Genomic DNA, 23,323 nt, shown 5'->3' with positions numbered 1-23,323 from the left:
CGCCTCACCGCCCGCCTCCTGCCGTCAGTCGCCCCAGGAAACCGGCCAGGCCAGCCGGCAGCAAGGCCGCCAGGCGTGCACGCTCGCCAGCGTCGAAGTAGCTCCGCGCCAGCACGGCCAGCGTGCCGACACCACAGGCCATCAGGGCCAGACCCAGCTCGAGCGAAGCGGACAGCCCGCTGGCCCGGGCCAGCATCAAGGTCAGCCCAAGGGCCAGGCCGTTGGCAAGGGCCATCTTCAGCAAGGGCATCAGCGGCAGCCCCATGCGAACGCCTTGCCTAGCAATACGCCCATGCTGCACCGCCAGCGATGCAAGCTCCGCCAGCAACAAGGCCAGCAGCAAGCCCTGCACGCCCATCGGCAGAAGCAACAGCGCCGAACCGCCAAACACCAACGCAGCCACGACAGAACCAAACAGCGCGCCTTGGCCGTCCTCCAGCGCGGTGATCACCAGCGCCTGGCAGTTCTTCAGCGCCTGCACGATCAGCAAGGCCAGCAGCAGGCTCAGCACGCCGCCGCCCGCGTCGAACTTGCCGCCCGAGCTCAGTTGCAGCAACCGGTCCTCGTAGAGGCAGCTCAGCAGCAGCAGCGGCAGCAGCGGCGCCAGGTTCAGCTTGAAGAACAGCGCCGACAGCTGGCGCAGGCGGTCCGCCATATCGGCGCGCTGCCGCGCCACGATGAACAAGGGCCTGGCCATGCCGGCCAGCAAATAGGTGGGCAGATAGCGCTGCACTACCAGCACAAGGGCCAGGCAGAAACCCAGCAACGCCGCGGCATCCAGCCCGAAGCCGCGTGTCACCGCGATCTTCAGCGTGTCGAAGCTGGTCAGCAGCCACACCAGCTGGCAGCCAAAGATGTAGAGCCCATAGCGCCAGTAGCGGCGCCAGTCCAGCGCCTGGCCAGCCACCGGCGCTTTACGCAGCAGGCTGCTCCGGGTGGCCAGATACAGCCCCCCGCTCCACAGCAGCGCCAGCGCCATCAGCCCCAGCTCCAGCTGCAGCCAGTGCTGCAGGCTGAGGGTCTGATCGCCGACCGTCATGTACAGCAGTGTCAGGGTCTTGATGCCGTTGCGGAACAACACCGAGAACTGCGACTTGCGCTGCATCAGCAAGCCCTCGTGGAAGCTGTCCACCATGCGGCACAGCCCCTCGGCCAGCAGCAGCCCGTTGATGAGCCAGAAGACCTGCGCATAGTCCTGCAGACCCAGCAGCCCGAGCACCGGCTGCTGGGCCCACTGAAGCAGCGCAACCGTGCCGATCAGCAGCAGGCCGCGCCAGCGCAGCAGTGCCGAGGCCAACCGGGCCACCTCGCCATCGCGATGCTGCTCATGCAGCTCGGGAACAAATCGCTCCATCAGCTGTACGCTGCCCCAGGCGCTCAGCAGCAACATCACTTCGATGTAGGCATAGAAGGTGAAGTAAGCGCCGTAGTCCGCCTCGGGCATCACCCGCACCAGCGTGAACAGCCAGGCCAGGCCGATCAGGGCGCCGGCCGACTTCCCGAGGACAAAATGAAGCAGCGAGCGTCGTACCCGCTGCGCGCCATAGCGCTCAGGTGCCTGAGTCATCGCCGACACAGCGCCGCCGGGGCCACCGGCAGGCTCACTGACCCAGCAGGCGCGAGCGGGCCTGCCCGGCCAGCGCCGCCGCCATCTCGGAGGCAAAGCGCTCCTGCAGCGCAAAGCCGCTGGCGCTGTCGCGATCGATCGACGACACGCGGAACAGCAGGCCGTCGGGAATCAGGCCTTTGAAGCCATAGCGCATCTCGGCCAGCTTCTTGTCAACGCCGCCGCGCACGACGGTATCGCCGATGACCGTCCAGTAGGTCACGGGCTCGAAGCGCTGGTTGGCGTAGACGGTTTCCAGACGGCGCGCCGGGAGGCTCAAGCCACCGAGTTGCAACTGCACCGGCTGGCTGGACTTGAGCTGGAAGCCCTGGGCCGGATAGCAGACCTCGGGGTAGTGCATCTGCATGCTGTCGCGCTGGTCGTTGCCGTAGGCGATGGACAGCATGATGCGCTGGCCCTGGCTGTTGACGTAGCTGCGCGTCAGGATCTGGCTGTAGAGCTGCTTGAGCTGCGCCTCCTGCTGCGGATTGACCACACCGGCGATGGCTGCCGTGTCGAGCTGCCAATCGCCGAAGCGCTTTGGCACGACCTGCTCCAGCTGGAAATCGCCGTGCAGCGTGGCCATGCGCTGGGTGGGCGTGAGCTGCCAGGCGAGGCCTGCAGCGGCAAGCGCCAGCAGGAGCACCAGGGCGGCACGGCGCAGTTCGCGGGCGCCGGCGCTCATGCCGGGCTCCCCTGGCGACGCAGCTTGGACAGCACCAGACGCAGCAGGCCGTCGGTGGCGATGATCAGCAGCAGCGCACTGATGAACAGCACCATGCCGGCGAAACCATGCAGAAAGCCCTGCCCGGCCGCGTCGCCGAAGTGGTAGGTGATGAGCGTCAGCACCATCACGCGGATCACGTTGGCGCTGAAGCTGATCGGCACGATCAAGATGGCCAGCGCAATATTGCGGAACATCGACTTGGAGCGCACCAGGTTCAGATACAGCAGGCCCAGCGCTTCGAGCGTGAACAGCGTGTGCAAGCCGGCGCAGGCGTCCGCCACCAGCAGCTGGTAGGGGCCGATCTGCAGGATAACGCCGGTGCGGCTGATCGGATAGCCCACCGCGTAGAGGATGTTCTCGGCGACATAGGACACGGCCATCTTCATCGGCTGCGTCAGTGCATCCACGATGGCGCCTGGCAGCGGAATCATGAACAGCATGAAGAACAGCGCGAACGCGATCAGGCGCAGATGGCGCACCCCGCGCAGCAGCAACACGATGCCGGCCACCATGCCCAGCGAGGAACCGACCTCGAACAGCCAAATGCCTTGCGAACGCCCCACCGCATAGGCCAGCGCCGACAGCACCAGCAGGGGCCAGGCCAGCCAGGGCGCCGGGCTGGCATCCCGCGGATCCATCAGGGCGCCCCAGTGGCGGTAGATCAGCCACATGCTGACGCCCAGCACGATCGGGCCATGGCCCTGCTCGTCGGTGCTCCACAGGCCATTGAACAGACTCACCAAGGTCGGCAGATACAGCGCTGCCAGACCGGCACCTGCCAGCAACCAGGGCAGCAAGCGGGCACGCCCCTCGGCGTGCGTTGGCAGGGCCGGATTCGTCACGCCCACCTTAGTGCTCGTTCATCACCAAGCCCGCCAGCTTGACCGGGCTGTTGGCCAGCGTGTGGCAAAGCTCCTGCACCGCCGCCACCCGGGTGATGCCCTTGCGCGCCAGTAAGAGCGCCGCACCGCAGCGGGCGGCGATCACGGCATAGTCGGCACCGCTGCAAGCGGCCGGAGTGTCGACGATCACATGGTCAAACTTGCCCACCAGTTCCTTGATCAGCAGGCCGAAGGCGGGGCGCTCCACCAGTTCGGTCGGGTTCGGCGGCAGCGTGCCGACCGGCATCACGAACAGGCTGGGCAGATTGGGCACGGGGCGGATCACATTGCGCTCGGCGCGGCCGGACAGGATGCCCGACAGGCCGGCGCTGTTGTCCACGCCGAAGACCTCGTGCTGGCGTGGGCTACGCATATCGGCGTCCACCAGCAAGGTGCGCCCGCCCAGCTGACTGAAGGCGATCGCCAGATTGGCGGCGAAGAAGGTCTTGCCGTCGCCGTGCTCAGGGCTGACCACGGCCAGCGCGCGCCGGGGCATGTCAGCGCCGAACAGCAGCATATTAATCTGGCTGCGCAGCGTGCGGATGGCTTCGGCCTGGTGGCTGAAAGGCTTGTTGGCCAGCACCAGCTCCTCGCGGGTCTGCTCGCCGCTGCCAGGCGCATAGGGATAGTGGAACTGCTGGCTCAGCGCCCACAGCACGTCTTCACCCTTGGCCAGGCCCAGGGCCACCGCGGCCTCGCCGAATTTCAGGCCCTCGCTCTTCTGGTGCGCCAGGATGCGCTCGACCTGCTCGGCCGACAGACTGTTGGCCTCAGCAATGATGTCGCCGATGCTGCGGTCCTGCAGCGCGGCAGGCTGCTGATCCGGGTTCTCGCTGTTCATGGTGGACATGGATTCTTCAGCCCGCGTTCTTGGAGGAAGGCGCCGGGCCGATCAGGCGCCGGTGCATCGCGGAGTCGGCACGCCGACCGGCCGCACCGCCGGCATCAGGCCCGGGCAGGAAGCCGATCAGCGGCAGGCCCAGCAGGCCCTCCACATCGGCCACATCGCGCACCCGGCGGTCGCGCAGCTCGGCCCCCAGCACAACGCCGGTGCCCAGCAGCAGGCCCACCACCAGGGCCAGCAACGTGTTCAGCAAGACCTTGGGTGAGGAATGCTCCAGCGGCGGCACGGCCGAATTCAGCAGGCTGGCGCTGCTGGAGGTAGCCTGGCTTTCCAGGCTGGACTGGGTGAAGCGCTGGACAATGGCGTCGTAGTTCTTCTGCGCGATCTCGACATCGCGCTGGATCAGCGCGGCTTCGTCGCGCACCTGCTTCATGCGCAGCACCTTGTTGCGCTGCGCTTCCAGCTCGGCGCGGGTCTGCGCCTCGCGCTGGCGGCTGATGCTGCCGCTGACACCGACGCCGGCGGACAGGCGGCCCACCTCGCTGTCGATGCGCTGGCGCAGCTCGCTGATATTTGCCTTGAGCTCGACCACCTGCGGATTGCTGTCGCCCAGGCGCGAGCTGATTTCCTTGAGCCGGGCCTCCTGGCGCGACAAGTCAGCGCGCAGCGTCGAGACGACCGGATTGCTCGACACCTCCTGCAGTTTGTCGCCCGAACCGGCCGTGGCCTGGGCCTGGCGGCTGGTCGCCTCGGCGGCCATCGACTGCAGCACCACCAACTGGCTGGAGAGTTCGTTCAGGCGCTGGTTCTCGACATCCATGCGCTCATCGGTCATCAGCACGCCGGTCTCGCGCTGGAAAGCCGAAAGGCGCGTCTGGGCCGCCTCCAGCGTCTCGCGCGCTTCCTTGGCTCGGGTCTCGAAGAAGGCGCTGTACTGCTTGGCTGGGTCAACGCGCAGATCCACCGCGGTCTCGATATAGGCCTGCACAAAGGCATTGGCCATGCCGGCCGCGAAGCGCGCATCGGGCGCGCGGAACGAGATGTTGATGACGCTGGACTCGCGCGAGGGCTTCACGTCCAGCTCCTTCTGCAGGCGCTCGACCAGCCAGGTCTCGATATCGCCCACTCCCTTGGTGGCCGAAGTCCATTGCTCACGGATCTGCGGGTTCTCGCTGAGCTTGAGCATGCGCACCACGCGGCGCGCCACGCGGTCGCTCAGGATGATGTCCACCTGGGTCGCCATCACCGCCGGGCTGGTCATGGTCTGGAAAGCCATCGCCGAGAGCGGATCAGGCTTGGCATCGATCACGACGCTGGCCACTGCCGTGTACTGCTTGTCCAGCCACAGGCTGACCGCCAGCGCCGGCAGCAGCACCGCCAGCAGCACCGCGACGAACAGCGTCTTGCGCGCCAGCAGAATGGCCAGGAATTGTCGGAACGTCATCGCTCAGTCCTCAGAACAGGCTCTCGCGCACATAGACGACATCGCCGTCCTTCAGCACCTCGTCCATCGCCGGCTGCAGCACCTGCACCTTGCCGTCGGCGCCCTTGCGGTGCACGCGGATGCCTTTTTCGGTGCCGCGCAGGTTCAGGCCGCCACCGGCGGCCAGGCTCTGCATCAGCGTCATGCCACGTTCCAGACGCAGCGCGCCAGGACGCTGCACCTCGCCGTAGATGTAGACGATGGGCGCACGGTCCACCCACAGCACATCGCCGTTCTGCACCAGCAGGTCCTGACCCCGGCCACCGGGCGCGAAGATGCCCGGCAGGTCGATCTCAACGCGGTAGGGCTGGCCGTTGCGCGTGCCGCTCAGCACCATCACCTCGGCACCGCCGGCCGCCACGCCGCCGGCATTGGCCAGCAGATCAGTCAGGCGCATATCGGCCACTTCGATGGGAAAGCGTCCCGGGCGGTTGACATAGCCCAGCACGCTGGCCTGGTTGCCCTTGACCTGCAGCACGACGATGGTGACCTGCGGGTTCTTGACGAAGTTGCCGTTCTTCAAGCCATCGGCCAGCAGCTTCTCGGCCTGCGTCACGCTGATGCCGCCGATGCGCTGGTTGCCCAGCAGCGGGAAGGAGATCACACCGGCCTCGGAAACGCGGGTCTCCAGGCTCAGATCCGGGTTCTGATAGACCGAAATGCGGATCACATCGCCCGCACCGAGCCGGTACTCGGCGGCGCTGGCAGCCACCGGCGCGGAGGCCGCCGCTGCGGACTGCGCGTGCGAAAAGCCACTGGCCAGGACCAGCAGACTCAGCGCCGCAGCACGGCGGATGTACGCGGCGCCCTTCATTTGAGACCCATGCCCTTGGAGATGGAGTTGGCATCCAGGCCGCTGGCGGCCGGCGCTGCCGGAGCCGGCGGCACGGCCGAGGCCGCTGCGGCGGCCGGTGCGCCGGCGGCGAACTTGCCGACATACTCGATCTTGGCGTTAGCGCGCATTTCCTTCATCGTCTTCTGCACCAGTTCGGCCTTTCGCTGGTTGCTCAGGAACTGCTCGATCGCCGGCCGCGCCGCAGCCTCGTCCACCGGCTGCGCCCGCGAACTGACCAGATACAGCACCTGCACGCCCGCAGGCAGTGGGCTGAAAACAGAATCGCCGTCCTTCATCCGGGCAATGGCGTCCAAGTTGGCCAGCGGTAGCTGCTCGGCGGCACGCAAGGCCTGCGTGCCCTGGAAACGGAAATCGTTCGCCTTTAGATACTCAATGAATTCGCCCAGGTTCTTGGCTGCAGCGAGCCTGGTGCGCAGTTCGGCAAGCTGCTCGGGCTTGGCCTCGACGTTCAGTTCCTGCAGGTTGTAGATACGGCGCTCCTTAAAGAGTGCCGGCTTGTCGTTGTAGTACTTGCTGACCTCTTCGGGCGTGGGCTTGGAGACGCTCTCGCCCAGCCGCTCCAGATAGGCGCGGGCGATGATCTCGCGCTTGGTGGCCTCGATCTGCTGCAAGACGCGGGGGTCGCGGTCGAGCTTCATGTCCTCGGCCTTCTGCACCGCGAGTTCCTGCTCGATCAGACGCTCCAGCGCCTGACGCCCCGCCGCTTCGGTTGCCTCGGGCTTCAGTCCGGGCTGGCGCTGCAGCAGGTAGTTGATCTGGTGGACCGTCACCTCTTCCCGGTTGACCTTGGCCGCGGTCTGCGACGCCTGCTCGCCCTTGCCGCCCCCGCAGGCGGTCAGCAGCACGACACTGCACAGCAGGGTCAGGCTGCTCAGACGCAAGGCCCGGGCGCGGGCGTTTCGGGGGGGATTAGGGGTCCGGATCATGGCGATGATTCTCTCGGTGGTCGATGGCGCTGGCCTGCCCATTGGCCCATTGCCCATTGGCCGATTCCCCAGCCTTGCGGGCAAGCTCCAGCAGTGCCGGCCGAGTGTAGCCGCGGGACATGTCAGCAACCCCTTACTGACTGGGTTTCCCCGTGACATGCTGCCTGCGGGCCGCCCGTGTGTGGCACCCGAAATCCGGGGCGCGCGCCTTCAGGCCGCCAGCAGGCTCTCCAGCGCCTGCTCCCGCAGGCCGTAGAAGCGCTTGATCTCGGCTATCTGCGCCAGGATCTCCGCGCGCCGGGCCGCCAGCGCCGCGCCGGCCGCCCCCTGCTTCTTGACGGCCAGGATCATCTTGTTCTTGCTGGTGTGCTCCAGCGCGATGAACTCGAACACCTGGGTCTCGTAGCCCTGCGATTCCAGCAGCAGCGCGCGCAGGGAATCGGTCACCATCTCGGCCTCCTGGCCCAGGTGGATGCCATGCTGCAGCATCGGGCGCAGCAGCTTGGGCAGCTGCATCTGCGGGCGGATCTGCTTGTGGCAGCAGGGCGAGCACATGATGATCTGGGCCCCGGCGCGCAGGCCCAGGTGGATGGCGTAGTCGGTGGCGATGTCGCAGGCGTGCAGCGCGATCATCACGTCCAGCCGGGCCGGTGTGTAGCTGCGCACATCGCCCTGGTCGAAGCGCAGGCCGGCCAGGCCATGCCGCTCGGCCGCGCCGCGGCACAGCGCCACCATATCGTCGCGCAGCTCCACGCCCACCACCTGCGCGTCCTTGCCCTGGCTGCGCAGCCAGTCGTACATCGCAAAGGTCAGATAGCCCTTGCCCGAGCCGAAATCGGCCACGTGCACATCGGGGCTGTCCGCCAGCGCCGAGGACTTCAGGGCGGCGCCGAAGATCTCGATGAAGCGGTTGATCTGCTTCCACTTGCGCGCCATCGCCGGCACCAGCTCGGCCGTGCTGCCGTCCTTGCCCGCATGGGTCAGGCCCAGATCGCGCCAGAAGGGGCGGTCCAGCTCCAGCTGGCGCTGCTTTTCCTTGTCATGCCCCTTGCCAACCGTCTTGCCCGGCGCATTGCCGGCCGCCGGTTCGGCCGCTTCGGCGCGCGCCACGCGGAGGCTGGGCTTGCCCTTGCGGCTGAAGGCCAGCTGCACCTCCTGGCCGGCCGAAGTGCCCTCGGTGTGGAGATGGGCGTTCAGGAACTGAGTGCCCAGCAAGGCGGCGATCTGCGCCAGCCCCTCGGTCAGCACGTGGTTCTTGGTGACGTCCTTGGTCTGGTGCCGCCACAGAAAACTCAAATGCCGCTCGCCCTTGAGCTGCACTTCGCGCACCGTCAGCCTCTCGATGCTCTTGTCCTCGCCCACCGGCTTGGCCAGCAGCAGGCGGCCGAAGCTGCCATCGGCCAGCGCGGTTTCAAGCAGGCGCAGAAAGCGCTGCGTGGCGTCCGGCTGGACGGGCGGGTTGATCAGGTCGGTGAACATCGGCGGCGCAGGGAGCAAAGCCCGATTTTGCCGCCTGCGGGCCAGTTCCGCGCCGGCGGGCCTCAGGCCGAGGTCACCAGCGCGCTCAATTCCGGCGGGTCCAGGTGCGGCAAGCCATTGAAGGTCTGCAGCACATGGCGCTTGGGGTTGAAGCTGAACTCGGTCACCGCGCTGTTGCGGATGCGCAGGTTCAGCTCGATGGCAGTGTCACTGGGCGCCTGCAGCACCTGTGCCACGGCGGTGGAGATCGGCCCGCCGCTGGAAACGATCAAGACCTGGCCCTCGCAGCGCTCGCGCACATGGGCGAGCGCCTGCGCTACGCCGGCCGAGAACTCGGCGTAGCTGGGCATGCCCTGCGGTGCGGTCTCGCCACGCATCCAGGCCTGCAAGGCCGTGCGCAGCAGGCGGAAGTGCGAGCGCACCATCTCGGCATCGCGCGGCTTTTCGAGCGGGGCTGGGTGGATGGCGCGGATCAGCGCCTCGCTGTCGTATTCATTGAGCCCAGGCATCTCCGTGGGCGTCGGCACCTCGCCCAGCCCGGCGGCGATGCCGGCGAAAGTCTGGCGGTGGCGCTTCAGCGTGCCGGTCAACACCGCATCGAAGCGCTGGCCGCGCTGGCGCCAGTAGTCGCCCAACAGGCGGCTCTGGCGGGCTCCCAGCTCGCTGAGCTGGTCATAGTCGGCGGCCCCGAAACTGGCCTGGCCGTGACGGACAAGATAGAGCGTTCCCATGCCCTCATCATCGCCTTGCGCGCTGTTGCGAGGCTGTCACTCGCGCGACCGGCTAAAATCCCGCTCCAGGCCGGAAACCTTATGTCCGGCTTCGCATTCAATTTCATCGGAGCCACTCATGGGCAACAAGATCAAGACCGAGGCCGACCAGCGCGCCACCCCCCGTCCCATCCCCCCCACCGGGCTGACGTTCACGCACGGCCGCGGCCAGAAGAGCAGCCTGGAGCGTGGTTCGCACACCCGCAGCAAGAAGAACCCGGGCAAGCGTCCGCATTCGGGTTGATGTCCTGGCGGGCCTGTCCCGCCGACATCCCCCTCACAGGCCCTTGCCCAACAGCAGGGCCTGTTTTCTTTCCGCAAGCTGAGCCAGCGCGGAAGCCATCGGGCAAGTGTTTGGGCTCGTGTCCCCCGCCGCGGACACGCCGGGCCTCCTCCTTTACCTCGCCCAAACACTTGCCCGAGGGCTTCTGCAAGCACGGTTTGCACTGCCACCCCTTTCATGCCTTGATCACTCGACATGATCCGCATCACTGAACTCCGCCTGCCGCTGAACCACCGCGAGGACGAGCTGCGCCCCGCCGTGCTGGACAAACTGGGCCTCCAGGACACCGAACTGCTGGCCCTGCATGTCTTCCGCCGCGGCTACGACGCGCGCAAGAAGACCGCCATCGTGCTGAGCTACACGCTGGATTGCGAGCTGGCCAGCCCTGACGCTGAAGCCGCGGTGCTGGCCCGGCTGGTCAAGGACCCGCATGTCAAGCCCAGCCCCGACACGCGCTACAAGTTCGTCGGCCATGCGCCGGCTGACTTCCCGGCCGAGCGGCGCCCGGTGGTGGTGGGCTTCGGTCCCTGCGGCATCCTGGCGGCGCTGGTGCTGGCGCAGATGGGCTTGCGGCCCATCGTGCTGGAACGAGGCAAGCAGGTGCGCGAACGTACCAAGGACACCTGGGGCCTGTGGCGCGAAAGCCAGCTCAACCCCGAATCCAATGTGCAGTTCGGCGAAGGCGGCGCCGGCACCTTCTCGGACGGCAAGCTCTGGAGCCAGATCTCCGACCCGCGCCACCTGACACGCAAGGTGCTGGAGGAATTTGTCAAGGCCGGTGCGCCCGAGGAAATCCTTTACGTCAGCAAGCCCCACATCGGCACCTTCCGCCTGGTCTCGATGGTCATCAAGATCCGTGCCGAGATCGAGGCGCTGGGTGGCGAGATCCGCTTCCAGCAAAAGGTCACCGACCTGCTGGTCGAGCCGGACGCCAAGGGCCAACGCCATGTGCGCGGCCTGGTGCTGGAATCCGGCGAGCAGATCCGTGCCGACCATGTGATCCTGGCCCTGGGCCACAGCGCGCGCGACACCTTCACGATGCTGCACGGGCGCGGCGTCTACATGGAGGCAAAGCCCTTCTCGATGGGCTACCGCATCGAGCATCCGCAAAGCATCATCGACGCTGCGCGCTTCGGTCCCAATGCCGGCCATCCCATCCTGGGCGCGGCCGACTACAAGCTGGTGCACCACGCCAAGAACGGCCGCTCGGTCTACAGCTTCTGCATGTGCCCTGGCGGCACCGTGGTGGCAGCCACGAGCGAGCCGCTGCGCGTGGTGACCAACGGCATGAGCCAGTATTCGCGCAACGAGCGCAATGCCAATGCCGGCATCGTCGTCGGCCTCTCGCCCGAGGACTACCGCCAGGACGGCAAGACCGATGGCAGCCCGGTCAATCCGCTCGATGGCATGGCCTTCCAGCGCCTCTGGGAAAGCCGCGCCTACGAGCTGGGCGAAGGCGCCTACCGCGCGCCCGGCGCGCTGGTGGGCGACTTCATCAAGCGCCAGCGCAGCAGCGTGCTGGGCCGCGTCGAGCCCAGCTACAAGCCGGGCGTTACGCTGACCGATCTGCAGCAGAAGGGCTTCGGCAGCCTGCCCGAGTACGCGCTGGATGCGATCCGCGAAGCATTGCCCGCCTTCGAGCGCCAGATCAAGGGCTTCAGCATGAACGACGCGGTGCTGACTGGTGTGGAGACCCGCACCTCGTCGCCACTGCGCATCAACCGCGGCCGCGAGGACTACCAGAGCCTGAACACCCGCGGCCTCTACCCGGCCGGCGAAGGCGCGGGCTATGCGGGCGGCATCATGTCGGCAGGCGTGGACGGCATCGAGGTGGCCGAGGCGGTGGCGAAAAGCATGCTGGGCATCCGCTGAGCTGCACTAGCATTGCCGGCTCTTATCTAGCCTGACTGACCCTTTGCGCTTTCTGCACCACCTCATGCACCTCGCTCCCCTGCGCCTTGCCCTCTCGTCCTTGCTCGCTGCCTCAGCCCTAAGCACCCAGGCTGCCGGCCCAGAACCGCTGCGCATCGCCAGCTGGAACCTGGGCTGGCATGTCGCGCTGGCCGAGCAGCCCAACTGGGCGGCCAAGTGCGGGCTGCACTATGCACGCGACGAGGCCGCTGGCGTGTGGAAGCCCGTGGCCGCCGGCACGCCCGGCGCCACTGTCGGATGGGACGTGCGCGAATCACGTGCGCAGTTGCAGGGCGTGGACCTGTCGGTGATGCCGCCCTGCGGCGTCTACCAGGGCGCCAACCGCGAAGGCCTGGCGGTGACGCCGGGCGCTCTGGCGGCCCGCAACACGCGCATTGCCCGGCTGCTGGCCGAGACGGTCAGGCCCGATGTGATCGCCTTCCAGGAAGTCTCGGGCACAGCAGCTGTGCGCGAGGCGCTGGGCGCGCAGGCCGGGCAGTACGAGGTCTGCTCCTTTGATGGCCGCTACAAGGTACAGCGCCTGGCCTTTGCCTGGCGCAAGAGCCTGGGCGAAGGCCAGTGCGAGCTGGATGCCGGTCTGGTGCTGACGCAACTGCCGCCCGCCGAACAGCTGCGCCCGGCGCTGACACTGACGCTCAAGCGCCAGGGTCAGGTCGTGCGCTTCATGACTCTGCATCTGAAGTCCGGCTGCGTGACGCCGCTGGACGGCCGCGGCAAACTGGACCAGGACCAGGGGCCCAAGGACCCCTGCCCTGCCCTGCAGCAGCAGATCGCGCCGCTTGAGGCCGCCGTGGAGAAGCTGGGCCAGGGGGCGGACCACTTCGTCGTGCTCGGCGACTTCAACCGCAATCTCTGGCATGACGCGCAGGCGGTCGACGGCGCCAAGCCTATGCGCAGCGACGCCAGCACCGACCTGACGACGCCGCTGCCCGTCGGCGTGAAGACACAGAACCTCTACCGCGAAGTGTTCGACGGCAAGCCCGCCGCCACCGAGCTGGTGGCACTGGACTGTGCCGGCCCGGGCGGCGAGCTGTGCCAGCGCGCCAAGACCGAGGCCGTGGGCCGCCGCGATCTCGCGCCGCTGGTGGCCAATCTGGGCTGCCGCAATCCGATCGGCCTGGACCACTTCGTCGTGTCGGCCAGCCTGACGCCGAAACTGCGCGGCGCGCAGAAGATCAGCATCGGCGCCGAAGGCCAGAGCCGCGCGGCGGCACCCGGCGAGCAGGAGTCGGTGCTGGGAGTCTCAGACCACTGCCCGATCGTGCTGCAGCTGGGGCTCTGAGGCACGGACGCAGGCGCGGGCGCTTTAGCGCCCGCCGTCCAGGCCCCTGACCCTGGACAGGGCCAGTGCAGCCGCCGAGGTGCGGGTCTCGACACCGAGCTTCTCGAACACATGCTCCAGGTGCTTCTGCACCGTGCGCGGGCTGCTGCCCAGGATGTCGCCGATGTCGACATTGGTCTTGCCCTTGACCACCCAGTAAAGCACCTCGGCCTCGCGGGCCGTCAGCTTGAAGGCCTGCATCAGGCCATCGAGCAGGGCCGCATCGTCGGCCTCGCGCATCACGATCAGCCATTGGCCTTCGCCCAGCGCATCCGGGTCCACCGCATGCAGCGTGAAGGACAGGCGCTTGGCGCCGCGGCCCTTGGCGCTGTCGGGCGGAGCGTCGCTGCCGGGATGCGGCAGCACGGTCAGGCTGGCCGGCTCGGCACCTGCGCGGCGGCGCAGCGCCTCGCGGTGCAGCCAAAGCATCACCTCAGGCGGCAGGCGGCCACGTTCGAAATGGCCACCGGCGAAGTACTCGGCCATCAGGCTGCGCGCCAGCGAGGTCTGCCAGACGCAGCGGCCATCGTGTTCTCGCACCGCCAGGCTGGCGTGGCCGAAGGCGTCCAGCGCGTTGCGGGCCTGACGCTGCGCACGCGCGCCGCGCAGATGGGCGGCGATGCGGGCCAGCACCTCGCGCGGGCGGATCGGCTTGGTCACATAGTCGATGCCGCCGGCCGCAAACGCCGCCTCCACATGCTCGGTCTCCGTGAGACCGGTCATGAAGATGATGGGAATGCTGGCGGTGGCCGGGTCGGCCTTGAGCCGGCGCGCCACCTCGAAGCCGTCGATCACCGGCATCATTGCGTCCAGCACGACCACATCAGGCGGCTCGGCTGCGGCGCTGGCCAGAGCGGCTTCGCCGCTGAAGGCGACCAGCACGGTATAGCCGGCCTCATCCAGCGCGTCGTGCAAAAGCGCCAGGTTGTCGGGCACGTCGTCGACGATCAGCACCCGCTCGGCGTGCGCAGCCGCCTGCGGCCCGCCCGCCAGCGGGGCGTTCTCAAAATCGAGGTCTTGCTCGTCAGGTCCGGTGTTCATGCAGGAAGTCTCCACCGGGATGCTCTTGCAAGGCGCGTGCCACCAGCCGGCCCATGGCCTGCAGCTCGAAGGCGCGCGCCAGCGTACGTAGCTGCGTGACGAAGTCGCTGCAGTCGTGGTCGGCGTCCTGCATCAGGTCCAGCTGCTGGTGGATGGCCTTCACATGACCGCGCTGCAGCTGCGCATTCAGACGCTCCAGGCTGTCGCGCGAGGGCAAGCGCACAGGCTTGGCCGGGCCAGCAGGCTGCGCGGCTTCGGGCTCGCGCAGCCGCCACTCCAGCTGCAGGCGCTGGCCGAGCCAGTCCAGCAGTTCGTCCACCCGCACCGGCTTGACGATGAAATCCTCGGGGCCGATCTCGGGATGCTCGGCCAGCGCGCGATCGTAGGCATTGGCAGAGACGATGGCCACCGGCGCGCCAGACAGGCCCTGCTCGCGGATCGCCGCCAGCGTCTGCCAGCCATCCAGGCCCGGCATCGCCAGATCCATCAGGATGGCGTCGGGCTGCCAGTCGCCATCCGGCGCCAGCAGGGCCAGCGCCCCCTGGCCGCTGGCGGCCGTGCGAACCTCGAAGCCCAGCGGTTCAAGAATGGCCTGCAGCAGGCTGCGGTCGGCCTCCTCGTTGTCGACCGCCAGCACGCGCTGCGGCCGCCCCAGATAGCCGGTGCGCGCCGCGCGCTTGGCTTGCGCGGCCAGCGCGCCGCCCTGCAGCACAGGCAGGAACAGGCGCAGCTCGAAGCGCGTGCCCTGGCCGGGCGCGCTGCTGAGCTTGAGTTCGCCGCCCATCAGGTCGACCAGCATCTTGGCAATCGTCAGGCCCAGGCCGGTGCCGCCGGCGGCCGCGGCGCCGCGCTCGAAGGGCTCGAAGATGCGGGCCTGCTCGTCCTCGCTCATGCCGGGGCCGCTGTCCTCGATGAGGAAGCGCGCTATCTCGCGCCGGTGTTCCAGCGTCAGTCGCACATGGCCCGCCGGCGTGAACTTGATCGCATTCCCGACGATATTGATCAGCACCTGCTGCACTCGCTTGGCATCGGCGCGCACCCAGGGTGGCAGGTCGGTGGACGGCTCGTAGCGGAACTCCAGGCCCTTGGCAGCGGCTTGCAGCGAGAGCAGGCGCACCAGATCGTCCATCGCTTCGGCAAAGGCCCAGGGCCGCGGCTCCAGCGTGAAGCGGCCAGCCTCGATGCGCGCCAGGTCCAGCGTGCCCTCGATCAGCGACAGCAGGTGCTCACCACCACGCCGGATCACGCCGACCGCCTGCTGGCGATGGGCCGGCATGCGCGGGTCCTCATCGAGGATCTGGGCATAGCCGAGGATGGCATTCAGCGGCGTGCGCAGCTCGTGGCTGATGGTGGTGATGTAGCGGCTCTTGGCCTGGTTTGCGCCCTCGGCCACGGCCTTGGCGCGCTGCAACTCGGCGTCGGTCTTGCGGTGCGATTCGATCTCGGCATGCAGGGCCTGGCTCTGGCGGCGCGATTCTTCCTGCGCCACCTGGCGGCTCTTGTGCGTCAGCACCAGCCACCAGCCGATCACGCCCGACAGCAGCAGCAGGCCCACCAGGGCCTTGGCCAGGGTGTCGCGCAAATAGGGCGACAGCGTCGGCGCCGCAGCACCCAGGCGCCCGACCTCATGCTGGTACAGCAGGCCGAACAGCAGCAGCAGCACCGGCACGACCACGGCCATCAGCGCCAAGTACTGCATCAGCCCGCTGTCCAGCAAGGGCCAGACCCGCCGCGGCAGCAGGGCCTGCAGCCAGCCGCGCGCCTGCACGGCCAGGCGCGCATGCGGCTTGCACAGGTCTTCGCAGCGCGCATCGAGCGAGCAGCACAGTGAACAGATCGAGCCCTGGTAGGCCGGGCAATGGGCCATGTCGGGGCCTTCGTACTCGCGCTCGCAGACCACGCAGCGCAGGCGCCGCTGCCCCCCGTCGAGGCCGGAAGCCGCCGCCAGGCCGCCCCAGCTGTGGCGTGCCAGGTAGAAGCGTCCCTTGGTTGCCCAGGCAATCAATGGCGAGCAGACCATGGCCGCCACCAGCGCGATCAGCGCCGAGAAGGCCTGCGCCAACGGCCCGAAAACGCCCAGATGTGCCGAGATCGACAGCAGCGAGGCAATCACCATCGCGCCCACGCCCACCGGGTTGATGTCGTAGAGATGGGCGCGCTTGAACTCGATGCCCGGCGGCGAAAGGCCCAGCGGCTTGTTGATCACCAGATCGGCCACCACAGTCATGATCCAGGCGATGGCGATATTGGCGTACAGGCCCAGCACGCGATCGAGCGCATGGAACAGCTCCATCTCCATCAGCACCAGCGCAATCCCGGTGTTGAAGACCACCCAGACCACCCGGCCCGGATGGCTGTGCGTCAGCCGCGCGAAGAAGTTGCTCCAGGCCAGCGAGCCGGCATAGGCGTTGGTGACGTTGATCTTGAGCTGCGAGACGATCACCAGCAGGGCCGTGGCCGCGATGGCCCAGCCCGGGTTCGAGAACACGGTTTCGTAGGCCACCAGGTACATCTGGTTGGGGTCGAGCGCGCGCTCGGTCGGCACCATCAGCTGCATGGCCAGAAAGGCCAGCAGCGCGCCGCCCAGCATCTTCAGCACGCCCAGGATCACCCAGCCCGGCCCGCCGACGAACACCGCCAGGTGCCAGCGCCAGCGCTTGCCGGCTTCAGGCTCGGGCATGAAGCGCAGGTAGTCGACCTGCTCGCCCATCTGCGTGATCAGCGCGATGCCCACCGTCATCGCGGCGCCGAACAGCGGCAGACTGAAACCGGATCCGTCGCCCTGCGCGCCGGCGTAGTCGCGGATCTGCGTGCTCAGCTCCGGGTAGCGGCTGAACACATAGACATAGGGCAGGATCAGCAGGAACAGCCACAGTGGCTGGGTCCAGACCTGCAGCCGCGCGATAGCAGTAACGCCATGCGTGACGAGGGGCAGCACCACCAGCGCGCAGATCAGATAACCCCAAGCCGGCGGGATGTCGAAGGCCAGCTCCAGCGCATAGGCCATGATGGCCGCTTCCAGCGCGAAGAAGATGAAGGTGAAGCTGGCGTAGATCAGGCTGGTCAGCGTGGAGCCGATGTAGCCGAAGCCGGCGCCGCGGGTCAGCAGGTCCATGTCCACACCGTAGCGGGCGGCATAGATGCTGATCGGCCAGCCCGCCAGCAGGATGATCATGCCGGTGGCCAGGATGGCCCAGAAGGCGTTGATGAAACCGTATTCCACCAGCAGGGTCGCGCCCACCGCTTCCAGCACCAGGAAGGAAGCCGCGCCGAAGGCCGTGTTGGCCACCCGCGTACCGGACCAGCGACGGAAGCCATGCGGTGTGAAGCGCAGCGCGTAGTCTTCCAGCGTCTCGCTGGCCACCCAGGCGTTGTAGTCGCGCCGGATCTTGATGACGCGCTGCACCGGTTCGCTGGGGCTGGGGGGACTGCTGCTGGCGCTCATACACCGATCTACTATCAAGACCCGTGCCGGGCTGGCATGCCTCCTGCAAGCCTGTGTCCTATCGAACCGCGAGCCTGCAAATGGAACTGACGCCGCGAGCTCAGCCACAGGCTGCTCGGGCCAACAACAAGAATCGAGCGTAGCGAGATGGAACTCACTCCCCGAGAGAAAGACAAGCTGCTGATCTTCACCGCCGCGCTGCTGGCTGAGCGCCGCATGGCGCGGGGGCTCAAGCTCAACTACCCCGAGGCGGTGGCGCTGATCAGCGCCGCCATCATGGAGGGCGCACGCGACGGCAAGACCGTGGCGCAGCTGATGAGCGAGGGCAAGACGGTGCTGACGCGCGCCGATGTGATGGACGGCATCGCGGAGCTGATCCCCGACATCCAGGTTGAAGCAACTTTTCCTGACGGCACCAAGTTGGTGACCGTGCACCAACCGATTGCCTGAACCCAAGGGATGCACCAATGATGAACAAACCAAAACAAACCCTGGCCCTGCTGGCCCTGATCAGCCTGAGCGGCTTCGCCGCCGCGCACACCGGCAGCGATGGAAGCGCGGCCCACGCGCATGGCTTCAGCAGCGGGCTGATGCATCCCTTCACCGGCCTTGACCATCTGCTGGCGATGCTGATGGTGGGCGTCTGGAGCAGCAGCTCGGCGCGCCGGCTATGGATAGCGCCGGCGCTGTTCGCGCTGATGCTGCTCGCTGGTGCGCTCTTCAGCGCGAGCGGCCTGGCGCTGCCCGGCGTTGAGCCGATGATCGCCGGCTCGCTGATCGTGGTCGGCGCACTGCTGCTGTCGCCGCGCCAGCTGCCGCTGGCTGCCGGTGCGCTGGCGATGGGAGGCTTCGCTCTCTTTCACGGCGCGGCACATGGTCAGGAACTGTCGGGCAGCGCCGCCTTGGCCGGCATGCTGCTGGGCACCGTGATCCTGCACGCAATGGGCATCGCGCTAGGCTTGGCGCTGCGCCGCGGCGCGCACTGGCTGCCGCGCTTGGCCGGTGCCGGTGTCGCGTTGACGGGCCTGGGCCTGCTGCTGTCATGAACGGCGCTGCACACAGAGCGGCGAGCCGCGCTGCGCCGGGCCGCCACTGGCCGGAGTCCCGTGGCCTTCGCAGGCATCAACAGTCCTCAGGACTGTTGATGTCCGGGTTCTGCCCCAAGCAAGCGGCCGTTCCCTCGGGGGACCGGCCGGGGTACTCCACGGACGAGGGGCTGACATGATCCCAGGCGAACTGATCATCGACGATGAAACGGCCAGCCACGAGCTGAACCCCGGCCGGCGCACGCTGCGCCTGGTGGTCGAGAACGCCAGCGACCGGCCCATCCAGGTCGGCTCGCACTACCACTTCGCCGAGACCAATGCCGGCCTGCGCTTCGACCGCGCGGCCGCGCAGGGCATGCGGCTGAACATCGCCTCGGGCACGGCGGTGCGCTTCGAGCCGGGCCAGCAGCGCACGGTCGAACTGGTCGACTACGCCGGCGACCGGCAGGTCTGGGGCTTCCGCGGCCTCGTGCAGGGGGCTCTGCCACCAGGGCCGTGACATGCTGACGCTGTTCTTCGTCGCCTTCGGCCTGGGAATGATCTTCAACATCACCCCTGGCGCCGTCTTCACTGAAACCGTCCGGCATGGCCTGCGTGGAGGATTCCGCCCGGCCCTTGCCGTCCAGATCGGCTCCCTGGCGGGGGATGCCAGTTGGGCGATTCTGGGCCTGACGGGCATGGGTTTCGCCCTGCAGTGGGAGGCGCTACGCTGGCCGATGGGGCTTCTGAGTGCGCTCTATCTGAGCTACCTCGGCTGGGACAGCTGGAAGGCGGCCCGGTCGGTGCATGAGGTTGATCTCCGCCCCGGCGAAGCCTCGGGCGAGCGATCCGCGCTGCGCTCAGGCGTCTTGCTATCACTGACGAACCCGCAGAACCTTGCCTATTGGGGCGCGATCAGCAGCGCCCTGGCCGCATTCGGCATCGCTGAGCCGCAAGTTCAGCACTACGCGACCTTCTTCGCGGGACTGATGTCGGCCTCGCTGCTGTGGTGCTTCGTCTGCGCCGCCCTGGTCGCAAGACTGCTGGGGCAGGTCGGTACTCGCTGGGCTCGGTTCACCTACCGACTCTGCGCGGTGGCCCTGCTGACGCTGGCCTTGAACACACTGCGCGACCTGGCTCTGCCCAGCGCAGCGAGCACCCCACCCATGGCGCCCGCTGCTGCGGAACTGCGCTGACATCCCGAACAAGAAAGAGCAGAAAACCATGGCACAGATCGGAAGACGCGCCTACGCCGAAATGTTCGGACCAACCGTGGGCGACCGCCTGCGCCTGGCCGACACCAATCTGGTCATCGAGGTCGAGCAAGACCTGACCCTGCGCGCCGGCGGCTACGGCGAGGAAGTGAAGTTCGGCGGCGGCAAGGTGATCCGCGACGGCATGGGCCAGTCGCAGCGACCCAACGGCCCCGGTGCGGCCGACGCGGTGGACTGCGTCATCACCAATGCGCTGATCCTGGACCACTGGGGCATCATCAAGGCCGATATCGGCCTGCGCGGCCAGCGCATCTGCGCCATCGGCAAGGCCGGCAATCCGGATGTGCAGCCGGGCGTGGACATCGTCATCGGCCCGGGCACCGAGGTGATCGCGGCCGAGGGTCTGATCGTCACCGCCGGCGCGATCGATTCGCACATCCACTTCATCTGCCCGCAGCAGGTCGAAGAGGCGCTGATGAGCGGCGTCACCACCATGCTGGGCGGCGGCACCGGGCCGGCCACTGGCACCTTCGCCACCACCTGCACGCCCGGGCCGGAGAACATCGAGCGCATGCTGCAGGCGGCCGAAGGCCTGCCGATGAATATCGGCTTTCTCGGTAAGGGTAATGCCAGCCGCCCCGAGGCGCTGCGCCAGCAGATCGAGGCCGGCGCCATCGGCATGAAGCTCCATGAGGACTGGGGGACGACGCCCGCGGCGATCGACTGCTGCCTGTCGGTAGCGGAGGAGACCGACACCCAGGTGGCCATCCACACCGACACGCTCAACGAGAGCGGCTTCGTCGAGGACACGGTGGCCGCTTTCAAGGGCCGCACCATCCACAGTTTCCACACCGAGGGCGCGGGCGGCGGCCATGCGCCAGACATCATGAAGGTGGTCGGCGAGGCCAATGTGCTGCCCTCCTCCACCAACCCGACGCGGCCTTTCACCGTCAACACGCTGGACGAACATCTGGACATGTTGATGGTCTGCCATCACCTGGATGCATCGATCGCCGAGGACCTGGCCTTCGCCGAAAGCCGCATTCGCCGGGAGACCATCGCCGCCGAGGACATCCTGCACGACCTGGGCGCGATCAGCATGTTCAGCTCCGACTCGCAGGCCATGGGCCGGGTCGGCGAGATGAGCATCCGCGCCTGGCAGACCGCGCACAAGATGAAAGCCCAGCGCGGTGCGCTGCCGCAGGACAGCGAGCGCAACGACAACTTCCGCGTCAAGCGCTATATGGCCAAGCTGGCCCTCAATCCAGCGCTGGCGCATGGCATCGCGCATGAGGTCGGCAGCATCGAGGTCGGCAAGTGGGCCGATCTGGTGTTCTGGCGCCCCGCCTTCTTCGGCATCAAGCCCAGCCTGATCCTGAAGGGCGGCTTCATCGCCGCCGCCGCGATGGGCGACCCCAATGCCAGCATCCCGACGCCGCAGCCGGTCCACTACCGGCCCATGTTCGGCAGCTTCGGCAAGGCGCTGGCGCAGGGCAGCCTGAGCTTTGTCTCGCAGGCGGCACTGGCGGACGATGTGGGACAACGCTATGGCCTATCCAAGACGTTGGTCGGCGTAAAGGGCTGCCGCACCGTGAAGAAGGCCGACATGGTGCACAACAACTGGCTGCCGCGCATGGAGATCGATGCTCAGACCTACGAGGTGCGCGCGGATGGCCAGTTGCTTACTTGCGAGCCGGCCGTGGAGCTGCCGATGGCGCAACGCTACTTCCTGTTTTGATTGGGGGCCAGTTCCGGCCCTGATGTAGGCCTGTCGCCAGGTTTTGCCAAGGTAAGCTTCAGACCCTGAAAACGTGGAATTGTTCCGCGTAGCACGGCGTCGGACAGGGAGCGCATGGACAGCAGACTGGCGGATCAGCTGGTGGAGTGGCACAACCGCCACCCGCTGGCGCGGCACATCAGCATCTTCGATGTGCACACGCTTGGCGTTGTGGCCCTGCCCTTCATGCGCAGCGGCCGCCCGGCTGCGCACATCGAGCCCGGTTTTGCGCCCGAGGGGGCAGCCCCCGTCCCAGACGGCGAACACCCCGAAGCGGCAGCCGCTGGGGCTGCCAGCGCCGAACCCTTTACCGCCAAGCCAGGGCTGGGCGCACGCCTGCGATCCCTGCTGGCCAGGCGACCGAACAGCCAGCAAGGCTGGCCCCTGTTCAACGAGCGTTTCATCAACCGGCTGTCGCCCCGGCGCGTGGCGCGCTTTGCGCTCGCACATGGCCACAGCAGCACGCCCGGCGCGGCGGACTGGCCGCAGCGCAGCATTGAGATCGACGAAGACCTGATGGCCCGCACCGCCAGCAAGGCTGCGGGCGCCTGGCCGATCGAGCTGTATCTGATGACGGCCGGCATCGACGCCGGCCCGGCCCGCACCCGCGTGCTGATGGCCTGGGGCAGCGGCCAGCAACTGCTGGTGCTGGGCCAGCGTTGCCTCGATCCGCGCAAGCTGGGCCTGGCCCTGCTGGCAACGGCGCTGCTCGCCGCCGGCGCTCTTGCGCTCACATGGACCCTGAGCGGCAAAGGGGCCGCGCCCGACGAGCCAGCAGCGACAGCGCCAGTGGCCGCCAGCGCGGCGCCGGGCGTGCAGGCCGCGTCCAGCGCGCCGGCTGCCGCAGCCAGCATGCCGCTGGCATCGGCGGCTTCAGCGGCTTCAACGGCGGCGGGCCTGCCAGCGCTGCCTGCATCTGCTGCAGCCTCTGCCACTGTGGCAGATGCCGCCGCGTCGACACCCAGCCCCTTGCCAGCGCCAACCGCTGCGACGCCCGCTGTCGCCGGCGCTGCCTCAGGCGTGCCGTTTGCGCCGGCCATGCAAGGCATCCCTGACATTCGCCCACGCCTGATGCCGGTTCCGTCAGCACGCGCCGACAGTAGCCCCACCAATGCAGACAAGCCATCGGCGCCAGCCGAGCCCAAGGGCAAGGCCACCGACAAGCCGAAGGAAAAAGCACCGACCCAAGCCTCGGCCGACTCTGAACAAGCGCGAGCCAAAGCGAACAGCAGCAGCAAAGCCGCGCCGCCCAAAGACGAAGGCAAGAGCTCCAGCAAGCCCGATGAGAGCGTTGACGGACGCAAGGACAACAGGCCGCAGCCCGCTGAGGAAGTGCCCCGCTCCAAGACGCCGGGCAACGCCTTGGGCGAGTTGGCACCCAGACGGGGCAGTGGCAGCGGTTCGCCCGCCGCTGCCGCGGTGCCGGCCGCAGACCGTCAGGTCGCTCTGGTCGGGCCCAGCAGCCCCAGCAAGGCCCAGGCCGAAGCCACACTGACCCGCATGCGCAGCCTGCTCGGCCAGACGGTGCGCGATCCCGACCAGCTGCAGGCCCAGGTGTTCCAGACCAAGGACGGCTGGCGACCCGCGGTGTGGCCTTTTGCCAGCCGCGAACAGGCGCAGCTGGTCAATGCCACACTGATCGCCAGCGGCCTGCGCACGCGGGCTGTCGATTTCTAGACCGGCTGGCACGCTTCTCGCCTGTCCAAGCTTGTC

General features: G+C 67.8%; 21 protein-coding genes. 9 read left to right on the top strand and 12 right to left on the bottom strand.

The features are described from left to right. Positions 1-4: 4 nt before the first annotated feature. From ACIQ67_RS06510 to ACIQ67_RS06465, 10 genes are all read right to left on the bottom strand, one after another. Entirely contained in the window at positions 5-1,567 is a 1,563-nt protein-coding gene (locus tag ACIQ67_RS06510; protein WP_397533549.1) for a hypothetical protein, read from the bottom strand. A 34-nt stretch (positions 1,568-1,601) separates the two neighbouring features. Then, the gene (epsI, locus tag ACIQ67_RS06505; RefSeq protein WP_397533548.1) at positions 1,602-2,291 is read right to left on the bottom strand and encodes an exosortase-associated protein EpsI, B-type; all 690 of its coding nucleotides are present in this window, start codon (positions 2,289-2,291) and stop codon (positions 1,602-1,604) included. Beyond that, a complete protein-coding gene (xrtB, locus tag ACIQ67_RS06500) occupies positions 2,288-3,175 on the bottom strand; it encodes an exosortase B (RefSeq protein ID WP_397533547.1) in 888 nt (295 codons plus the stop codon). The genes epsI and xrtB overlap by 4 nt, the downstream gene beginning before the upstream one ends. Before the next feature lie 7 nt (positions 3,176-3,182). Then, positions 3,183-4,064: a polysaccharide biosynthesis tyrosine autokinase gene (locus ACIQ67_RS06495; protein ID WP_397533546.1), complete on the bottom strand. Its 882-nt coding sequence runs from the start codon at positions 4,062-4,064 to the stop codon at positions 3,183-3,185. A gap of 7 nt (positions 4,065-4,071) precedes the next feature. After that, positions 4,072-5,502 (bottom strand): chain length determinant protein EpsF, encoded by a 1,431-nt coding sequence (epsF, locus tag ACIQ67_RS06490; protein ID WP_397533545.1) that lies wholly within the window; start codon positions 5,500-5,502, stop codon positions 4,072-4,074. 10 nt (positions 5,503-5,512) lie between these two features. Next, a complete protein-coding gene (epsE, locus tag ACIQ67_RS06485) occupies positions 5,513-6,355 on the bottom strand; it encodes a polysaccharide export protein EpsE (RefSeq protein WP_397533544.1) in 843 nt (280 codons plus the stop codon). Further along, the gene (locus ACIQ67_RS06480; protein ID WP_397533543.1) at positions 6,352-7,323 is read right to left on the bottom strand and encodes an EpsD family peptidyl-prolyl cis-trans isomerase; all 972 of its coding nucleotides are present in this window, start codon (positions 7,321-7,323) and stop codon (positions 6,352-6,354) included. The genes epsE and ACIQ67_RS06480 overlap by 4 nt, the downstream gene beginning before the upstream one ends. After that, positions 7,307-7,444, bottom strand: a complete 138-nt coding sequence (locus ACIQ67_RS06475) for a hypothetical protein (RefSeq protein ID WP_397533542.1) — start codon at positions 7,442-7,444, stop codon at positions 7,307-7,309. The genes ACIQ67_RS06480 and ACIQ67_RS06475 overlap by 17 nt, the downstream gene beginning before the upstream one ends. A gap of 89 nt (positions 7,445-7,533) precedes the next feature. Next, positions 7,534-8,802 (bottom strand): class I SAM-dependent methyltransferase, encoded by a 1,269-nt coding sequence (locus ACIQ67_RS06470; protein WP_397533541.1) that lies wholly within the window; start codon positions 8,800-8,802, stop codon positions 7,534-7,536. Positions 8,803-8,864: 62 nt separating this feature from the next. Beyond that, positions 8,865-9,533 carry a histidine phosphatase family protein gene (locus ACIQ67_RS06465; RefSeq protein WP_397533540.1) on the bottom strand — a complete coding sequence of 223 codons (669 nt, stop codon included), beginning with the start codon at positions 9,531-9,533 and terminating at the stop codon, positions 8,865-8,867. A 118-nt stretch (positions 9,534-9,651) separates the two neighbouring features. Here ACIQ67_RS06465 and ACIQ67_RS06460 point away from each other — a divergent pair, with 118 nt between their 5' ends. The 3 genes from ACIQ67_RS06460 to ACIQ67_RS06450 all read left to right on the top strand — a co-directional run bounded on the left by ACIQ67_RS06460 (position 9,652) and on the right by ACIQ67_RS06450 (position 13,069). Then, the gene (locus tag ACIQ67_RS06460) at positions 9,652-9,816 is read left to right on the top strand and encodes a hypothetical protein (RefSeq protein WP_397533539.1); all 165 of its coding nucleotides are present in this window, start codon (positions 9,652-9,654) and stop codon (positions 9,814-9,816) included. Between the two features lie 234 nt (positions 9,817-10,050). After that, on the top strand, positions 10,051-11,727 hold the full coding sequence (locus tag ACIQ67_RS06455; RefSeq protein WP_397533538.1) for an NAD(P)/FAD-dependent oxidoreductase: 1,677 nt from the start codon (positions 10,051-10,053) through the stop codon (positions 11,725-11,727). Between the two features lie 64 nt (positions 11,728-11,791). Then, a complete protein-coding gene (locus tag ACIQ67_RS06450) occupies positions 11,792-13,069 on the top strand; it encodes an endonuclease/exonuclease/phosphatase family protein (RefSeq protein WP_397533537.1) in 1,278 nt (425 codons plus the stop codon). 24 nt (positions 13,070-13,093) lie between these two features. Here ACIQ67_RS06450 and ACIQ67_RS06445 read toward each other — a convergent pair whose 3' ends face one another. Together ACIQ67_RS06445 and ACIQ67_RS06440 are read right to left on the bottom strand one after the other, a co-directional pair. After that, positions 13,094-14,149 carry a response regulator gene (locus ACIQ67_RS06445; RefSeq protein WP_397533536.1) on the bottom strand — a complete coding sequence of 352 codons (1,056 nt, stop codon included), beginning with the start codon at positions 14,147-14,149 and terminating at the stop codon, positions 13,094-13,096. Next, the gene (locus ACIQ67_RS06440) at positions 14,133-17,594 is read right to left on the bottom strand and encodes an ATP-binding protein (RefSeq protein ID WP_397533535.1); all 3,462 of its coding nucleotides are present in this window, start codon (positions 17,592-17,594) and stop codon (positions 14,133-14,135) included. Before ACIQ67_RS06440 ends, ACIQ67_RS06445 begins: the two co-directional genes overlap by 17 nt. Positions 17,595-17,741: 147 nt before the next feature. Between ACIQ67_RS06440 and ACIQ67_RS06435 the strand changes: the two genes are divergently transcribed. The 6 genes from ACIQ67_RS06435 (at position 17,742) to ACIQ67_RS06410 (ending at position 23,287) form a co-directional block, all read left to right on the top strand. Then, the gene (locus ACIQ67_RS06435; RefSeq protein ID WP_397533534.1) at positions 17,742-18,044 is read left to right on the top strand and encodes an urease subunit gamma; all 303 of its coding nucleotides are present in this window, start codon (positions 17,742-17,744) and stop codon (positions 18,042-18,044) included. 20 nt (positions 18,045-18,064) lie between these two features. Beyond that, complete coding sequence (locus ACIQ67_RS06430) at positions 18,065-18,640, top strand: HupE/UreJ family protein (RefSeq protein ID WP_397533533.1); 576 nt, start codon at positions 18,065-18,067, stop codon at positions 18,638-18,640. Between the two features lie 175 nt (positions 18,641-18,815). Next, positions 18,816-19,139: an urease subunit beta gene (locus tag ACIQ67_RS06425; protein WP_397533532.1), complete on the top strand. Its 324-nt coding sequence runs from the start codon at positions 18,816-18,818 to the stop codon at positions 19,137-19,139. Between the two features lies 1 nt (position 19,140). Then, a complete protein-coding gene (locus tag ACIQ67_RS06420; protein WP_397533531.1) occupies positions 19,141-19,815 on the top strand; it encodes a LysE family transporter in 675 nt (224 codons plus the stop codon). Positions 19,816-19,843: 28 nt separating this feature from the next. Continuing rightward, the gene (gene ureC, locus ACIQ67_RS06415) at positions 19,844-21,571 is read left to right on the top strand and encodes an urease subunit alpha (RefSeq protein WP_397533530.1); all 1,728 of its coding nucleotides are present in this window, start codon (positions 19,844-19,846) and stop codon (positions 21,569-21,571) included. Between the two features lie 114 nt (positions 21,572-21,685). Next, complete coding sequence (locus ACIQ67_RS06410) at positions 21,686-23,287, top strand: hypothetical protein (protein ID WP_397533529.1); 1,602 nt, start codon at positions 21,686-21,688, stop codon at positions 23,285-23,287. The last annotated feature ends 36 nt before the right edge of the window (positions 23,288-23,323 follow it).

Origin of the sequence: Roseateles sp., from assembly GCF_044373315.1 — a bacterium.
Lineage (GTDB): Bacteria > Pseudomonadota > Gammaproteobacteria > Burkholderiales > Burkholderiaceae_C > JACDQM01.
This window is presented reverse-complemented; position numbering and strand designations above follow the sequence as displayed.

Bases quoted from the DNA above. Each gene is read 5' to 3' on its own strand.
- ACIQ67_RS06510 (WP_397533549.1), bottom strand. From the start codon at position 1,567: ATGACTCAGGCACCTGAGCGCTATGGCGCGCAGCGGGTACGACGCTCG.
- epsI (WP_397533548.1), bottom strand. From the start codon at position 2,291: ATGAGCGCCGGCGCCCGCGAACTGCGCCGTGCCGCCCTGGTGCTCCTG.
- ACIQ67_RS06495 (WP_397533546.1), bottom strand. From the start codon at position 4,064: ATGTCCACCATGAACAGCGAGAACCCGGATCAGCAGCCTGCCGCGCTG.
- epsF (WP_397533545.1), bottom strand. From the start codon at position 5,502: ATGACGTTCCGACAATTCCTGGCCATTCTGCTGGCGCGCAAGACGCTG.
- epsE (WP_397533544.1), bottom strand. From the start codon at position 6,355: ATGAAGGGCGCCGCGTACATCCGCCGTGCTGCGGCGCTGAGTCTGCTG.
- ACIQ67_RS06480 (WP_397533543.1), bottom strand. From the start codon at position 7,323: ATGATCCGGACCCCTAATCCCCCCCGAAACGCCCGCGCCCGGGCCTTG.
- ACIQ67_RS06475 (WP_397533542.1), bottom strand. From the start codon at position 7,444: ATGTCCCGCGGCTACACTCGGCCGGCACTGCTGGAGCTTGCCCGCAAG.
- ACIQ67_RS06470 (WP_397533541.1), bottom strand. From the start codon at position 8,802: ATGTTCACCGACCTGATCAACCCGCCCGTCCAGCCGGACGCCACGCAG.
- ACIQ67_RS06465 (WP_397533540.1), bottom strand. From the start codon at position 9,533: ATGGGAACGCTCTATCTTGTCCGTCACGGCCAGGCCAGTTTCGGGGCC.
- ACIQ67_RS06460 (WP_397533539.1), top strand. From the start codon at position 9,652: ATGGGCAACAAGATCAAGACCGAGGCCGACCAGCGCGCCACCCCCCGT.
- ACIQ67_RS06455 (WP_397533538.1), top strand. From the start codon at position 10,051: ATGATCCGCATCACTGAACTCCGCCTGCCGCTGAACCACCGCGAGGAC.
- ACIQ67_RS06450 (WP_397533537.1), top strand. From the start codon at position 11,792: ATGCACCTCGCTCCCCTGCGCCTTGCCCTCTCGTCCTTGCTCGCTGCC.
- ACIQ67_RS06445 (WP_397533536.1), bottom strand. From the start codon at position 14,149: ATGAACACCGGACCTGACGAGCAAGACCTCGATTTTGAGAACGCCCCG.
- ACIQ67_RS06440 (WP_397533535.1), bottom strand. From the start codon at position 17,594: ATGAGCGCCAGCAGCAGTCCCCCCAGCCCCAGCGAACCGGTGCAGCGC.
- ACIQ67_RS06435 (WP_397533534.1), top strand. From the start codon at position 17,742: ATGGAACTCACTCCCCGAGAGAAAGACAAGCTGCTGATCTTCACCGCC.
- ACIQ67_RS06430 (WP_397533533.1), top strand. From the start codon at position 18,065: ATGAACAAACCAAAACAAACCCTGGCCCTGCTGGCCCTGATCAGCCTG.
- ACIQ67_RS06425 (WP_397533532.1), top strand. From the start codon at position 18,816: ATGATCCCAGGCGAACTGATCATCGACGATGAAACGGCCAGCCACGAG.
- ACIQ67_RS06420 (WP_397533531.1), top strand. From the start codon at position 19,141: ATGCTGACGCTGTTCTTCGTCGCCTTCGGCCTGGGAATGATCTTCAAC.
- ureC (WP_397533530.1), top strand. From the start codon at position 19,844: ATGGCACAGATCGGAAGACGCGCCTACGCCGAAATGTTCGGACCAACC.
- ACIQ67_RS06410 (WP_397533529.1), top strand. From the start codon at position 21,686: ATGGACAGCAGACTGGCGGATCAGCTGGTGGAGTGGCACAACCGCCAC.